The organism is Streptomyces neyagawaensis, assembly GCF_023516595.1.
Classification (GTDB): domain Bacteria; phylum Actinomycetota; class Actinomycetes; order Streptomycetales; family Streptomycetaceae; genus Streptomyces; species Streptomyces neyagawaensis.
The window spans coordinates 37,052-51,538 of the sequence record NZ_JAMGBG010000137.1; the positions used below are offsets into that span (position 1 = coordinate 37,052).

General features: G+C 72.3%; 16 protein-coding genes. 7 read left to right on the forward strand and 9 right to left on the reverse strand.

The window, feature by feature from the left end:
- Positions 1-36: 36 nt before the first annotated feature.
- Positions 37-549 (reverse strand): DinB family protein, encoded by a 513-nt coding sequence (locus M8J73_RS37315; RefSeq protein WP_055541150.1) that lies wholly within the window; start codon positions 547-549, stop codon positions 37-39.
- A gap of 79 nt (positions 550-628) precedes the next feature.
- On the opposite strand from M8J73_RS37315, the gene M8J73_RS37320 reads away from it, so the two are divergent.
- Positions 629-1,546 (forward strand): Gfo/Idh/MocA family protein, encoded by a 918-nt coding sequence (locus tag M8J73_RS37320; protein ID WP_055541149.1) that lies wholly within the window; start codon positions 629-631, stop codon positions 1,544-1,546.
- Here the strand turns inward: M8J73_RS37320 and lnt are convergent.
- Positions 1,458-3,032, reverse strand: coding sequence for an apolipoprotein N-acyltransferase (gene lnt / locus M8J73_RS37325; RefSeq protein ID WP_055541148.1), 1,575 nt, complete (start codon positions 3,030-3,032; stop codon positions 1,458-1,460). The genes M8J73_RS37320 and lnt overlap by 89 nt on opposite strands.
- Before the next feature lie 231 nt (positions 3,033-3,263).
- Positions 3,264-3,758, reverse strand: coding sequence for a nuclear transport factor 2 family protein (locus tag M8J73_RS37330; protein WP_249829614.1), 495 nt, complete (start codon positions 3,756-3,758; stop codon positions 3,264-3,266).
- A 145-nt stretch (positions 3,759-3,903) separates the two neighbouring features.
- Between M8J73_RS37330 and M8J73_RS37335 the strand changes: the two genes are divergently transcribed.
- The gene (locus M8J73_RS37335; RefSeq protein ID WP_055542930.1) at positions 3,904-4,497 is read left to right on the forward strand and encodes a DUF4291 domain-containing protein; all 594 of its coding nucleotides are present in this window, start codon (positions 3,904-3,906) and stop codon (positions 4,495-4,497) included.
- Between the two features lie 134 nt (positions 4,498-4,631).
- Here M8J73_RS37335 and M8J73_RS37340 read toward each other — a convergent pair whose 3' ends face one another.
- Both M8J73_RS37340 and M8J73_RS37345 read right to left on the reverse strand, forming a co-directional pair.
- The gene (locus M8J73_RS37340) at positions 4,632-5,822 is read right to left on the reverse strand and encodes a serine hydrolase domain-containing protein (protein ID WP_249829615.1); all 1,191 of its coding nucleotides are present in this window, start codon (positions 5,820-5,822) and stop codon (positions 4,632-4,634) included.
- Between the two features lie 134 nt (positions 5,823-5,956).
- Entirely contained in the window at positions 5,957-6,925 is a 969-nt protein-coding gene (locus tag M8J73_RS37345; protein ID WP_055542486.1) for an expansin EXLX1 family cellulose-binding protein, read from the reverse strand.
- A gap of 247 nt (positions 6,926-7,172) precedes the next feature.
- On the opposite strand from M8J73_RS37345, the gene M8J73_RS37350 reads away from it, so the two are divergent.
- Positions 7,173-7,913: a glucose 1-dehydrogenase gene (locus M8J73_RS37350; protein WP_249829616.1), complete on the forward strand. Its 741-nt coding sequence runs from the start codon at positions 7,173-7,175 to the stop codon at positions 7,911-7,913.
- 78 nt (positions 7,914-7,991) lie between these two features.
- Here M8J73_RS37350 and M8J73_RS37355 read toward each other — a convergent pair whose 3' ends face one another.
- The 3 genes from M8J73_RS37355 to M8J73_RS37365 all read right to left on the reverse strand — a co-directional run bounded on the left by M8J73_RS37355 (position 7,992) and on the right by M8J73_RS37365 (position 9,799).
- Entirely contained in the window at positions 7,992-8,585 is a 594-nt protein-coding gene (locus M8J73_RS37355) for a chloramphenicol phosphotransferase CPT family protein (protein WP_055536985.1), read from the reverse strand.
- Positions 8,582-8,761 (reverse strand): hypothetical protein, encoded by a 180-nt coding sequence (locus tag M8J73_RS37360; protein ID WP_079054655.1) that lies wholly within the window; start codon positions 8,759-8,761, stop codon positions 8,582-8,584. Before M8J73_RS37360 ends, M8J73_RS37355 begins: the two co-directional genes overlap by 4 nt.
- Before the next feature lie 162 nt (positions 8,762-8,923).
- Complete coding sequence (locus tag M8J73_RS37365) at positions 8,924-9,799, reverse strand: undecaprenyl-diphosphate phosphatase (protein WP_055536984.1); 876 nt, start codon at positions 9,797-9,799, stop codon at positions 8,924-8,926.
- A gap of 359 nt (positions 9,800-10,158) precedes the next feature.
- On the opposite strand from M8J73_RS37365, the gene M8J73_RS37370 reads away from it, so the two are divergent.
- Genes M8J73_RS37370 through M8J73_RS37380 form a run of 3 tightly spaced genes read left to right on the forward strand, consistent with a single transcriptional unit; the run spans position 10,159 to position 13,000 of the window.
- Complete coding sequence (locus tag M8J73_RS37370; protein ID WP_206187750.1) at positions 10,159-11,361, forward strand: Gfo/Idh/MocA family protein; 1,203 nt, start codon at positions 10,159-10,161, stop codon at positions 11,359-11,361.
- Positions 11,358-12,293, forward strand: coding sequence for a DUF6807 domain-containing protein (locus tag M8J73_RS37375; protein WP_055536982.1), 936 nt, complete (start codon positions 11,358-11,360; stop codon positions 12,291-12,293). The genes M8J73_RS37370 and M8J73_RS37375 overlap by 4 nt, the downstream gene beginning before the upstream one ends.
- Positions 12,287-13,000, forward strand: coding sequence for a cupin domain-containing protein (locus M8J73_RS37380; RefSeq protein ID WP_055536981.1), 714 nt, complete (start codon positions 12,287-12,289; stop codon positions 12,998-13,000). The genes M8J73_RS37375 and M8J73_RS37380 overlap by 7 nt, the downstream gene beginning before the upstream one ends.
- Positions 13,001-13,138: 138 nt before the next feature.
- On the opposite strand, the gene M8J73_RS37385 is transcribed toward M8J73_RS37380, so the two are convergent.
- Complete coding sequence (locus tag M8J73_RS37385) at positions 13,139-13,585, reverse strand: anthrone oxygenase family protein (protein ID WP_055543315.1); 447 nt, start codon at positions 13,583-13,585, stop codon at positions 13,139-13,141.
- 94 nt (positions 13,586-13,679) lie between these two features.
- Here M8J73_RS37385 and M8J73_RS37390 point away from each other — a divergent pair, with 94 nt between their 5' ends.
- The gene (locus tag M8J73_RS37390) at positions 13,680-14,258 is read left to right on the forward strand and encodes a TetR/AcrR family transcriptional regulator (RefSeq protein ID WP_055543316.1); all 579 of its coding nucleotides are present in this window, start codon (positions 13,680-13,682) and stop codon (positions 14,256-14,258) included.
- Positions 14,259-14,487 lie beyond the last annotated feature (229 nt).

Sequence of the window (14,487 nt, forward strand, 5' to 3'; positions counted from 1 at the left end):
AGGATGCCCCCACACGGGTGACCCCCGGGCGTCGGGTCAGTGACCCGTCGCCCCGTCGATCCGTTCGCGGAGGAGGTCGGCGTGACCGTTGTGGCGGGCGTACTCCTCGATCATGTGGGTGTAGATCCACCGGAGGCTCGGTGCCTCGCCCTTGCGTCCGTGCGTCGACTCGGCGATGTCGTCCAGAGCGGCCCGCGCGGCGTTGCGGCGGGCGACCGCGATCTCGTCCTGCCAGACCCGGTACGCCTCCTCCCAGGTGTCCCGTTCGGTGAGGTGGAACTCGCCGTCCGGGTCCTCGTCGCTGAAGTAGATCGGTCCCTGGTCGTCACCGGCGAGCACCTTGCGGAACCAGATGCGCTCCACCTCCGCCATGTGCCGGACGAGCCCCATGAGGGACAGCTCGGAGGGCGGCACCGAGGCGAGTCGCAACCGGGCGTCGTCCAGGCCCTGGCACTTGAGCGCGAGGGTTTCCCGGTGATGGTCGAGCCATCCCTCCAGCATGTCCCGTTCACCGGCGGTCACGGAGGGTTCGGTGCGCTGCGATGTCATGCACGCATCCTCACCCACCCGGGCCCCGCACGGCCACGCATATGCTGGGGCCTCGGCACACCGTGGACGGGAGACCCCTGTGAAGGTCGGCTGCATCGGGCTCGGCGACATCGCCCGGAAGGCGTATCTGCCGGTGCTCGGCACCCAACCGGGCGTCGAACTGCACGTGCAGACGCGGACGCCCGCCACGCTCACCGGCGTCGCCGACAGCCTGCATCTCCCGCCGGGACAACGCCACGCCGACCTCGACGCGCTGCTCGCCCAGGACCTCGACGCCGCCTTCGTGCACGCGCCGACCGGCGCCCACCCCGAGATCGTGACCCGGCTGCTGGAGGCGGGCGTCCCCACGTACGTCGACAAGCCCCTCGCCTACGAACTCGCCGAGTCCGAGCGCCTGGTGCGGCTCGCCGAGGAGCGGAACGTGGGTCTCGCCGTCGGCTTCAACCGGCGGTACGCGCCCGGGTACACCCAGTGCGCCGACCATCCGCGCGAGCTGATCCTGATGCAGAAGAACCGCATCGGCCTGCCCGAGCACCCCCGCACGATGATCCTCGACGACTTCATCCACGTCGTCGACACCCTGCGGTTCCTGGCCCCGGGGGCCGTCGAGGACATGACCGTGCGCGCCCGGACCGAGAACGGGCTGCTGCACCACGTCGTCCTCCAGCTCTCCGGGGACGGCTTCACCGCGCTCGGCGTCATGAACCGCCTCAGCGGCTCCGCGGAGGAGATCCTGGAGGTCTCCGGGCAGGACACCAAGCGCCAGGTCGTGAACCTCGCCGAGGTCATCGACCACAAGGGGCAGCCGTCCCTGCGGCGGCGCGGGGACTGGGTGCCGGTGGCCCGGCAGCGCGGCATCGAACAGGCGGTGCTCACCTTCCTCGACGCAGTCCGGGCCGGCAAGGTGCTCAGCGCACGGGACGCGCTCGCGACCCACGAGATGTGCGAGCGGGTCGTACGGGAAGTGGAGGACCGCTCCCGTCCCGGTCGCCTCTAGCCCGCACGGTCCGCAGGGCCTCGAAGGCGCCCCAGACCATCAGGATCAGCAGCGCCGCGTGGAGCGGCCAGTCGCCGAAGCGGACGTACGGCGTCGTACCGCTCGCCGTCGGCACGTCGTACACCGCGGAGGTGCTCTCGTCGGTGCCGAGCCAGGAGCCGACGCGTTCGCCGCTCGGACCGTAGACGGCGGAGACACCGGTGAGGGTCGCGTGCACCATCGGGCGGCCCGTCTCCGCGGCCCGCAGCGCGGCCAGTGAGGCGTGCTGCTCCGGCGCCCAGCTCTGCTGGAACGTGGACGTGGCCGACTGGGCGAGCAGCACCTCGGCGCCCTCGTCGACGAGATGGCGGCTCATGTCGGGGAACGCGCTCTCGAAGCAGACCATCGGTCCGACGCGCAGCCCCTTGCCGACGTCCATCACCACCTGCTCCGTGCCGCGCCTGCGGTCCTCGCCTGCCGCCTCGCCGACGGAGGTCGCCCAGCCGAGCAGGGAGCGCGCCGGGATGTACTCGCCGAAGGGGACCAGCCGCATCTTGTCGTAGCGGTCGCCGGTCGGGCCGTCGGGGCCGACGAGCACGGAGCTCTTGTAGATGCCGGGGCGGTCCGAACGGTGGGCGTCCACGTTGACCAGGATGTCCGCGCCCGTCGCGCGGGACAGCGCGGCGATGCGGTCGGCGAGGTCGGGACGCTCGACCAGGTCGTAGCCGACACTGCTCTCGCCCCACACGATGAGATCGAGGTCCTGGTCCGCGAGACGCCGGGTCAGCGTCTCCTCCCTCGTGAACCGGTTCTCGGGTCCGTCGGTGACCCCGGGCTGGACGACGGCGACCCGTACCCGGCCGTCCACGTCGGGGCGCGGTGACCACACCCACGCGGCGGACGTCACGGTGGCCGTCGCGACGAGGCCCGCGACGGCGGGGACCCGCGCCTGCCGTATCGCGACAAGGACGGCGATCGCGACGTTCACGGCGACCACCAGGAAGCTGAGCAGCCAGACCCCGCCGACCGAGGCCAGCCGCAGCGCGGCCTCCACCTGCCACTGGCTGGACCCCAGCAGCCCCCAGGGCCCGCCGAGCCCCTGCCAGGACCGGACGAGCTCGATCGCCAGCCAGCCCGACGGCACGACCAGCAGGGCGGCGGCGACCCGCCGGGACGGGGGCGAGCCGGCCAGCAGACGGTGCACCAGCCAGCCCCAGGGCGCCCAGAACGCCCCGAGCAGGGCGGCTATGACGAAGGTGAAGACATGCAGGTTCGGCAGCAGCCAGTGGTGCAGCGCCAGCATGTACCCGAGGCCGCCCAGCCAGCCGTCGTACGCCGCCCGCCGGGCGGTCGGGGCCGTGCGGACCAGCAGCAGCCAGGGCACCAGGGCCACGTACGCGAACCACCACAGGGCCGGTCCGGGGAACGCGACCACGGGCAGGGCACCGGCCGCGGCGGCGCCGAGACCACGCCGCCATGGGGAGGCGGTCCCTTCGGGCGTCGTCATCCAGCGCCTCCCTCCCCGGTGATGGGTGTCTTCCAGTGTGCGCCCCCGAGACGATCTCCGACAGAGGGCGTGGGGAGGGACGGGCGTGACGGGCGTGACGGGAGGGTACGCCGGGGCAGGCGGGCAGGCGGGCAGGCGGGCAGGCGAGGGCGGCAGTGGCGCGGGGGCCGGGTCGGTGCGGCGGTGGCGGGGGGCAGGTCGGGGCGGCGGTGCGCGGGGTCGGGCGTGGGGTCAGGCCGGGTGGGGGTGGTGGTCGGTCGGGAGGCCCTCGGGGGCACGGCGCCATTTCTCCCGGACCACGACCTCGCTGAGCCGCCAGCCGTCGTCCGTGCGGACCAGGCCGAACGCGTAGCGGCCGCCGCAGACGAAGTCGGGCGCGGTGGATCCGCCGTCGTGACCGGCGAAACGCATGGGGTTGATGTAGTCCGCCTGGACCTCGGCGGTGTCACCGGTGTCGTGGTCCAGGTACCCGAACCGCACCCGCCGGTTGACGATCAGGTGCTGGCGCATGGGGAACAGCTCCATGCTGCGGGCCAGCCAGTCGGCGACCTGCTCGGCGTCGCCCTCGATGCCGCCCGCCGAGCGGTAGTCGGCGCGGCCGCCCGGGGCGAACAGCCCCCGGTACGCCGTCCAGTCGCCGTCGTCCACCGCCACCGCGTACTCGGTGATCAGGCCGTCGACGGCGAGCCGGTCCATCACGGTCGCGAGCTCCACACGCTGCGTCATCGGCTCAGTCTTGGGGCAGGGGGCGCGACACGCCAAGGGGCGTGCGGTGACGACATACGACCGGCCGATATTCGGTGGCCCGCGGAGCCCATGGTGATCGAATCTTGCTCCCGTGAAGGAAAGCGATCGAGAACGAACAGAAGACATGACCGAGCCCCGATTCCAGGTCCGGGCCCGCCACACGGCGGACACGATCACCGTGTACCAGGCCTACCGGCCCGGGATCGGCGGCCCGGCCGCCCGCGACGGCCGCTTCCCGGCCGCGTGGAAGCGGGATCGGATGACGTGGATCAAGCCCTCGTTCCTCTGGATGATGTACCGCTGCGGATGGGGTCTGAAGGAGGGCCAGGAGACGGTGCTCGCCGTCGAGATCCGCCGCGAGGGCTTCGAGTGGGCGCTGCGCCACTCCTGTCTGTCGCACTACGTCCCGGAGCTGCACGAGAGCCAGGCCGCCTGGCAGCGGGAGCTGCGCCGGTCGCCCACCCGGGTGCAGTGGGACCCCGAGCGGGGTCTGCGGCTGAACCCGCTGCCGTACCGCTCGTTGCAGCTGGGCCTGGCGGGCGAGGCGGCGGCCCGGTACGCCGACGAGTGGATCGTCGGGATCGAGGACGTGACCCCGCTCGCCCGGGAGGTGCACGGCCTCGTCCGGGCGGGCGAGCTGGAACAGGCGGCGGAGCTGCTGCCCGAGGAGCGGCCGTACCCGCTCGACGACACCATGCCGGCACATCTGCGCGGCTGAGCCGGCCGGCCGGACGGGTCGTACAAGTCGTACGGGTCGGGGCGGGCCGGGTGGGCCGTATGGTCGGACCGGTTGGACGATTGGACCGGTCGGACCGGTCGGACCGGTCGGACGGGTCGTGCGGGCCGTCGGTGTCAGCGGTGGTGGCGGCCGAGGAGGACGCAGACCGCGTTCTCCTGGATCGTGCGCAGCCGCGCCAGCAGGGCGGGGTCCGAGGCCCTGTTCACCTGCGTCGTGATCGAGAAGGTGATCGACTTCCGCCCGTCGGGCGTCGCCGCCATCAGCTGTGTGTAGCCGGGGAAGTTGCCGGTGTGCCCCAGCACGACCCCGCAGCGGGTGCTGTAGCGAAAGATGGCCAGGCCCGCCGAGTTGCGGCCGGGGCCGGCCGGTTCGGAGGCGCCCTTGATCCAGTGGCGCTGCTCCTCGCGTTCGGCCGGCGACGTCAGTTCACCGGCGGCGTAGGCGCGGATGAATCGCGTGAGGTCGCTCGGGGTGGAGACGATGCCGCCCGACGCCCATACCCCGGAGGCGCTGAGCAGCTCGCTGACGTCCTCCGGCGGCCCGGGCGGGCGCACGTCGTACCCGTGCATGTACGGCTCCGGAAGCGCGTAGCCCAGCGGGAGGCTGGTGTCGCGCAGGCCGAGCGGCCGGTTGACGAGGCGGTGCAGCAGATCCTCGTACGTCCGCCGGGTGGCCGACTCCGCCATGAGGGCCACGGCGATGTTGTCCGAGTTGGAGTACTGGTACCGGGAGCCCGGGTCGAAGCGCAGCCCTTCGTTGGCGACGAAGTCCAGCAGCCGTCGCGGGTCGAAGGTGCGGCGCGGGTCCGCGGTGAGCAGTTCCAGGAAATCCGGGTCCTCGGTGTAGTCGGGCAGTCCGCTGGTGTGGTTCAGCAGCTGCCGGAGGGTCACCTCGTGCCAGGCGCTGGGGAGTTGCGGGAGCCGGAAGCCGATCGTGTCGTCGAGGGCCAGGGCGCCCTGCTGCACCAGACGGAGGGCGACGGCACCGCTGAACGCCTTGGCCGTACTCGCGATCCGCATGTGGTCGGTGGGCTGGATCGGGCGGTCGGTCGTCAGGTCGGCGACACCGGCCCGCAGCACCCGGGTCCTCTGCTCGCCCTGGAGGACGACGATGACGCCGGGCGGTCCTCCCGGCGCGTGGACCAGTTGTTCGAGCTGGCGGCGCAGGGTGCGCTCGTCCCCGCCGCCGGGAGCGGCACCCGCCGCCGGAGCGGCGAGGAGGCCGCCGAGACAGGACGAGCCGAGCAGGGCGACGAGCGCCGGACGGACACGGGCGCGAGGACGGGGGCGGCGGGTGAGCGGCATGGTGGTCCCGGGGAGCGTAGGGGGGGCGGGCCCCCTCAGCATGGGCAGGACCGGCGGCCGTGCGCGCGCGAGCTTGCTCTGTCCGGCGGATCGGCGAACCCCGGTCACCCTTCCGGGGCCCGCCGGGGGGTGCGTCAGTGCCGGGCGAACTGGACCCGGGTCGGCTGCACGGTGTTGGGCCGCAGCGCGATCCCGTCGAGTGTCAGCTGCTCCCCGTAGATGTCGGTGATCCTGATCGCGCCGCCGCACCCGGCGCCGTGCTCGGAGAGGAAGTAGTTGTAGCCGGTGCGGGCCAGCGCGGTCCAGCCGCTGCCGGTGCGCACCTCCAGCCGGGCCAGCGGGTTGCGGTGGCCGAGGGCCTGGATACCGCACCAGTAGCGGCTGGAGCCGGTCTTGTACCGGATGGAGAGCGTGTCGGGCGAGCCGGGGCTCACCAGGCTCCAGGTGATCGGTATCTGGCCGCGCGACGGATCGGCGAGCTTGGCGAAGGCCTGGGCGGAGAGGTCGAGCTGGCCGGGCTTGCAGGGGGCCGGGCACTCGTTGGTGATCCGGACCGTGACGGAGGCACTGCCCGACCGGACCAGTACGTACGCCCCGCACGCCCTGGACGTCTCGTAGTCGGTGGTGTTCATCGCGGCGATCATCATGTCGGGGCTCGGGCCGAACGAGCAGGCGCCGTCGCCGTTCCCGGCGTCGTAGAGGGTGGCGATCCCCTGGTAGGTAGTCCTGGGGCGGATGCGTCCCGCCAGGGTCGCCGTGCCGGACCCCGCCCGGCGGGCGCTCGTGACCTTCGGCTTCGGGGACTTCGCGGTCGGGGTCGGCGACGGGCTGGGGGACGCGCTCTTCGACGCCGACGGACTCGGGGACGGCGACGGCGAGGACGTACGCCCGGTCGGTGTCGGCCGTTCGCGCGCCGGGGTGTCGGCGGCGGCCGTGGTGGTGACCTTCCTGGCCTCCTCGCCCTCGGCCCCGCGGCCGGAGCCGAACGCCACGACGAGGGACGCGACGAGTGCGACGGCCGCCACGGCGACGGCGGAGACGAGGGCGGTGCGGCTGCCGGGCCGGGAGGAGCGGCGCGGTGAGCGGTGTGAACGGGATGCCACGGATGAGTCCTTGCCTGGCTCGGGCGAACGGATGGTGCGTGTCGGGCTCCCGTGGGGGGAGCGCACACCTCATCTGTGGCCGCCGGGTGCGGAAAGGTTGCCGTCACTTTCGCATCAGGTCGGTGGACCGGGTGGGGGAACGAGCGAAAACCGCCTATGCCCTGGTGGCCGACTGGTGTTCATAGGATGATCGATCATTGGGCGGGGGGACGCAGATGCGGAGCCGCCGGGGTACAGGGAGGTCGTTATGTCACGTCCGGTCACGGTGGTCACGGGGGGAAGCCGGGGCATCGGCGCCGCGACCTCTCTGCGGCTCGCGGCGGACGGCCATGACGTGGTCGTCGGATACGTGAGCGACGGTGCCGCCGCCGAGTGGATCGCGACGGGGGTCCGGGCGAACGGCGCCCGGTGTGTCACCGTCAAGGCGGACACCTCCGTCGAGGCCGACGTCGACCGGCTCTTCGAGACGGCGACGGAACGGCTCGGCCCGGTCACCGGGCTGGTCAACAACGCCGGTGTGACAGGCCCGTTCGGCAGGCTGGCCGACACCGACCCGGCCGTGCTGCGGCAGGTGGTGGAGGTCAACCTCCTGGGCGTACTGCTCTGCTCCCGCCGCGCGGCGCGCGCCATGGCAGCCTGGGGCGGCGGAGCCATCGTGAACGTGTCCTCGGCGGCGGCCACGCTCGGCAGCCCCGGTGAGTACGTCCACTACGCGGCGACCAAGGCCGCGGTCGACACGCTCACGACGGGGCTGGCCAAGGAACTCGGGCCCGACAACATCCGGGTCAACGCGGTCGCGCCGGGCGTCATCGACACCGAGATCCATGCCAGGAACGGGGATCCCGAGCGGCCCGAGCGGATCGCCGCGTCCATTCCACTGCGGCGGCCGGGGCGGGCCGACGAGATCGCGTCGGCCATCGCATGGCTCATGTCGCCGGAGGCGTCGTACACCACGGGTGCGGTGCTGCGGGTGGCCGGCGGGAGGTGAGGGGCGGGCGCCGGCCGCGTGAGGAGTGGGGATGCCTGGGGTGCGTGGGCGGGTGCGGCCCGCAGCCCCGCACCGTCGTTACCGGCCGTCCCCCTTCTCGCGCAGTCGTTGGAAGGCGGTCGGGGTGGGGCGGTGGGGCAGGAAGTCCTTGATGTGCCTTGCGCAGTCCCGCGGGGCCGCGCGGGACGTGTCGCACTCGATGTCGTAGATCCCGTGGGTGTGCACCTGCGCCAGCTGCCGCGCCGCGAGCCCCGGGGGTCGGTCACCCCGCTCACGCTCCCGTCGTTCGAGTTCGGCGCGAGGGCAGTGGACGCCGACGAACACGACGTCCTGCGGTACGAACAGGTCGAGGCAGTCCCGTAGCCGCCACTCCTCGCTGAGGACGTGGTCCACCACGACGTTGTTGCCCGCGGCGGCCATGCCCGCGATCGCACGGTGGTAGCCCCGCCAGGTGCGGTGGAGCACGGTGGCCAGCCGCTCGGGGGCCATCTCCTGCCGTGTCCGCATGGCGTGGAACGCGTCGACCGGCAGATGGAAGAACGGCTCGTCCAGGATCCGCAGCAGCTCGACGGCGATGCTCGACTTGCCCGAACTGGACGTGCCGTTCAGGAAGATGATCAGCCCTCCGGGGGCGCCGTCCCGCACGGCCGCGCCCTGCGCCGGGTCGCTCACGCGGCCTCGATGACCTCTCCGCGTATCGCCGCGGCCCACTCCACCACCAACAGCTCGTACTCCGCGCGCTCCTGGGCCGACAGCGAACCGCCCGCGCGCCGCCACAGGGCGCGGATCTGGTCGTTCACATCGGCAGCGGACCGCACGGAACCACAGGCAAGGGAATCGGGGGACATGCGGACAAGCGTAGGCGCAAGAGCTGACGGTGCGCTACAGCCCGGCTACGGATCCCATATGTGCTTGGTCACTGAAGGGAGTTGGGGCGTCCGCTCAGCTGCGAACGCCCCGACTCACGTGCTCGGGGCGGCCCCTTGGCCGGCCGCCCGCGGATGGCCCGGTCAGCCCGCCGACTCGCCGGCGTGCGGGCTGAGCACGCCCATCGAGACGAGGACGACGATGACGATGCCGAGGGCGATGCGGTACCAGACGAAGGGCATGAAGCTCTTGGTCGAGATGAACTTCATGAACCATGCGATCACCGCGTAGCCGACCACGAACGCGATCACCGTGGCGAAGATCGTCGGACCCCAGGAGACATGTCCGCCCTCCAGGGCGTCCTTCAGCTCGTAGCCGCCGGAGGCCAGCACGGCGGGGATGGCGAGGAGGAAGGAGTAGCGGGCCGCGGCCTCGCGCTTGTAGCCCATGAGGAGGCCGCCGCTGATCGTGGCGCCGGAGCGGGAGACGCCCGGGATGAGGGCCATGGCCTGGCAGACACCGAAGATCAGGCCGTCCTTGACGCTCAGCTGGTCCAGGGTCTTGCGTTCCTTGATGGCGCGGTGCTTGCCGCCCGTCTCGTCGCGGGCGGCCAGACGGTCCGCGACGCCCAGGACGATGCCCATCACGATCAGCATGGTCGCGGTGATGCGCAGATCGCGGAACGGGCCCTCGATCTGGTCCTTGAGGGTCACGCCGAGAACACCGATCGGGATGGAACCGACGATCACCAGCCAGCCCATCTGGGCGTCGCGGTCGCCGCGCATCTCCTTGTTGAACAGGGAGCGGGACCACGCCGAGATGATGTTGACGATGTCCTTGCGGAAGTAGATCAGCACCGCGGCCTCGGTGCCGATCTGGGTGATCGCCGTGAAGGCCGCTCCCGGGTCCTCCCAGCCGGAGAAGGCCGCCGTCAGGCGCAGGTGCGCGCTGGAGGAGATGGGGAGGAACTCGGTCAGCCCCTGGACGAGTCCGAGGATGAGGGATTCAAACCAAGACATGAAGTTACGTGGTCCAAGCGCTGATCGTGAGGGGCCGACGGGAAAGGTGACACACCGCCGACCCGGCCGCCGGGCGGCCGTGCGGGGCGGGTGATCACAGGTACGGGGGCAGCCTAGCGTCCCCGGGTGACAGGGCTGCCACAGGGGTTTGGCAGGGCCGTACGGGGGAGGGGTGCGGACCGGTGTACCGAGCGGTGCAACGGCCGAATCCATGGTGTTGACCAGTGACTATGTCCGCACATACGTTGCTGGCTGGAGAAAGCGCTTGCCGTTGCGAGGGTCGCCGTACCGCCGGAGCCCTGGCCACCAGGCGTTGGCCACTGTCCGACGTCCCGTTCGATGGAGTGCTGATCACGTCCATGCCCACACCCAGCAACGATCCGAGCCCGACTCCGGACCAGCCGCAGGCCCCCCTGAAGGGCCGCCGTGTCCGTGCCGCCGTCATCGGTATCGGCGCCATCGGCGGCGGCTCCCATCTGCCCGCGCTCGCGCGCCTCGCCGAGGAGGGTGAGACCGAGGTCGTCGCGGCGGTCGACATCGATGCCGAGGCGGTGCGCGCGTTCTGCGCCGAGCACGGCATCCCGCACGGCTACACCGATCTGGACCGCATGCTGGCCGAGCAGAGCCCCGACCTGGTCTGCGTGTGCACCCCGCCCACCCTGCACCGCGACCAGACCGTGGCCGCGCTGCGGGCCGGCGCCTGGGTGTGGTGCGAGAAGCCGCCGGTGCCGACGCTCGCCGACTTCGACGCCGTGGAGGCGGAGGAAGGCGCGGACACCGGCGGGCCTTTCGCCTCGATCGTCTTCCAGCACCGCTTCGGCTCGGGCGCCACGCACGTACGGAAGCTGATCGCCGAGCAGGCGGTCGGCCGTCCCCTCGTCGCGCACTGCCAGACCACCTGGTACCGGAACACCGCCTACTACGCCGTGCCCTGGCGCGGCCGCTGGGCGACCGAGGGCGGCGGCCCCGCCATGGGCCACGGCATCCACCAGATGGATCTCCTCCTCGATCTGCTCGGCCCGTGGAGCGAGGTCCGCGCCATGGCCGGGCGCCTCGTCCACGACGTGGAGACCGAGGACGTCTCGACCGCCCTCGTGCGCTTCGAGAACGGCGCCCTGGCCACCGTCGTCAACAGCGTCCTCAGCCCCGACGAGGTCAGCCGCATCCGCATCGACTGCGAGCGCGCCACGATCGAACTCACCCACCTGTACGGCCACTCCAACGCCGACTGGTCCATCACCCCCGCCCCCGGCACCCCGGACGCGGACGCGGCGGTCTGGCGGGACTTCGGCGCCGACGTGCCCAGCTCCCACCTGGCCCAGCTGCGCGAACTCGTCGCGAGCATGCGCGCCGGTGAGCGGCCCCGCAGCAGCGGCGCCGACGGCCGGACGAGCCTGGAGCTGATCGCCGCGCTCTACAAGTCGGCGTTCACGGACACGACCGTACGGCGTGGCGAGATCGGCCCGGGGGACCCGTACTACACGGCCATGCACGGCGGAGCCCCCGGCTGGGCGCCCGCACCCGCCCAGGAGCCCGCCACGAGTGAGGAGATCCCCGCATGACCTTCCACGACGGGCTGCGCGTCGTCCATGCCCACGGCGACCGGATCACGGTCACCGAGCCGGGCACCGGCGTCGAACTGTTCAGCTACGTGTACCGGCCGGAGGCGGCCTGGGAGGCCCCGAAGCCGTATCTGCACCCGGTCCGCACCCTCGCGGGCGACGTCGTCACCGACTACCGCCCCAACGACCACCGCTGGCACAAGGGCATCCAGCTGACGGCCTCGCATCTGTCGGGCCAGAACCTGTGGGGCGGCAACTCCTACGTCCACGGCGAGGGGTACCTGCCGATCCCGGAGCGGGTCGGCTCGATGGCCCACGTCGGTTTCGACGAGGTCGTCTCCGACGGCGACCGGGTGGTGATCGCCGAGCGGCTGACCTGGCATCCGTACGGCGGGGAGCTGTGGGCCGACGAGGAGCGCCGGATCGAGGTGCACGACGTCGACACCGAGGCGGGGTCGTGGGCGCTCACCTGGACCAGTGCGATCACCAACCGGCGTGACGAGCCGCTGCTGTTCGGCAGTCCGACCACCGCCGGGCGTGAGATGGCCGGCTACACCGGCCTGTTCTGGCGCGGCCCGCGCGCCTTCCGGGAGGGGCGGATCATCGGCCCCGACGCCGAGGGGCCGGAGCTGATGGGCGGGCAGGCACCATGGCTGGCGTACTCGGGTGAGCACGACGGCACCGACGGGCACGCCACGCTCGTCTTCGTCCACGCGCCCGAGAACGACCACACGGGTGCCGAGGGCGCCCACCCCGCCCACTGGTTCGTCCGCAACGAGCCGTTCGCGGCCGTCGCCCCCTCCTGGGCGTTCTTCGACGAACTGGCGCTCGCCCCCGGCGACACGCTCACCCGCCGCTACCGGGTCGTCGTGGCGGACGGGGCCTGGGAGCGGGAGGAGATCGCCAAGTACCTGGAGGCGCACCCGTGGTGAACGGTGACGAGGGACTGCCCGGCGGCGTCGCCGTCTCGCACCTGTCCGTCTACGACTGGCCCGCGGCGGACGGGGTGTGCGGCGGAACGCCCCATATGCACCTGACCTGTTCGGAGGGGTACGTCGTCACCGGCGGACGCGGTGCCGTGCAGACCCTGACGGCCTCCGGGTACGAGGTCACGCCCCTGACGCCGGGAACGGTCGCCTGGTTCACGCCCGGCACCATCCACCGGCTGGTCAACGAGGACGAGCTGCGCATCACCGTCCTGATGCAGAACAGCGGGCTGCCGGAGGCGGGCGACGCCGTGCTCACGCTGCCACCGCGGTACCTGACCGACCCGGAGACGTACGCCGCGGCGACCCGTATCCCGGTGGACGCGCCGGAGGAGGAGCAGGAGCGGGTCGCCCGGGCCCGCCGCGACCTCGCCCTGGAGGGCTACCGGGCGCTGCGTGACGCGGAGGGACCCGAGCCGCTCGCCGCGTTCCACCGGGCCGCCGCGGCGTTGGTCCGGCCTCGGCTCGCGGAGTGGCGGGCGCGCTGGGTACGGGGCGCGCGGGCCGCCGCCGAGGCGACGGGGGAACAGTTGGACCGGCTGGGGCGCGGGGATGTGACCTACTTGGCCGATGCCCTGGTCCGGGCGCAGGAGCCTTCGGCGTACGGGAAGTTCGGGATGTGCGGGCGGCTGGACGTCTATCAGGGGGACTGAGCGGGGGCGCCGCCAGGGTGACGGGGTGCCTACGGGGCGGGGGCGACGGTCACCTGGCGGCTGCGGGTTGTGGGGGCTTGTCGCGCGGTTCCCCGCGCCCCTTCAGGGCGCGGGTGGGAGCCTCTTGTTGCCGCCTTGTCAGACGAGGGCGGCGGCCAGCAGGGCGAAGGCGGCGATGATGAGGGCGACGCGGCCGTAGTGGTAGCGCTCCCAGCGGTTCATCTGCTCCTTCCAGTCGGCGGGCCGGTTGTCGGGGGTCCAGGTCTTGCCCCGGTTGTTGATCGGGACGAGCAGCAGGACCGACATGATCACGCTGAGGAGCAGCAGCACGCCGGCGGTGACGACGAGACCGGTGCCGGCATCGTGCCAACCGGCCGCCGTCCAGACCCCGACGAGGGCCAGCGAGCTGATGTACCAGACCGGCATCACGGCACCGAGCATCCGGCCCCCGTGGGAGCGGCCGAGCTGGCCGCTGTCGCCGGGGAGCGCGTCGAGGATCCGGTTGAGGACGAAGGCGACGGAGAACTCCACTCCCACCATCACGCCGACGGACACGAGGGTGACGACCTGAAGCGCGTTGAGCATGGTGATGCCTCCCGATCGATCTAGCGTTGCTAGCTGATGTGGCAACGCTAGTACTGGCGCCGCTCGATTGTCTAGCGGTGCTAGGATTCGAGGCATGTCGGTACAGGAACGCAAGGAACGCGAGCGGGCGGCCCGCGAACGTCTGATCGTGGCGACGGCCCGCGAACTCGCCGAGGAGCAGGGCTGGGACGCGGTCACCACCCGTCGGCTGGCCGAGCGCATCGAGTACAGCCAGCCCGTCCTCTACAGCCACTTCCGGGGCAAGCGGGAGATCATCGGCGCCGTCGCCCTCGAAGGCGCCACCGAGATGGCCGCGGCGCTGCGGGCAGCGGCCCCCACCGCGGACGGCCCGCGCGCCCGGGTCGTCGTCCTCGCCCGCACCTACCTCGACTTCGCCGAGCGCAACCCGGCGGTCTACGACGCCATGTTCCAGCTCGACGGCGGCCTGGCGTTCGCGCGGGAGGACACCCCCGCACCGCTGAAGGACGCCTTCGCCGCGCTGCTGGAGACCCTCGCGGAGGTCGCCGGGGACGGCGTCCACCCGGGCGTGTTCACCGAGGTGTTCTGGGCGTCCCTGCACGGGCTGGCGACCCTGACCCGGGCCGGACGGCTGCCGGCGGAGTACGCCGAGGGGAGACTGGAGCTGCTGGTGGACAGGCTCGCCGTGGTCTGACGCGGCCCACGCCGCCCGCGGAGCCCACCACGGGAACGGGCGGCGGTGTCACCCGGGCCGGCGCATGCATGCCCAGGGGCACCGGTCCAGGCCGCGCGCCGCTTCCCGCGCGCGGATCGCCCGCAGGCAGGGGGTGACCCCACCGCGCGTAGGAGGGGGCGTTCCACGGGACTTCGGTGAACGTGGTCAGGGCCACGGCGGGTGACGGCCCTTCGGGGCCGTCCCGCCC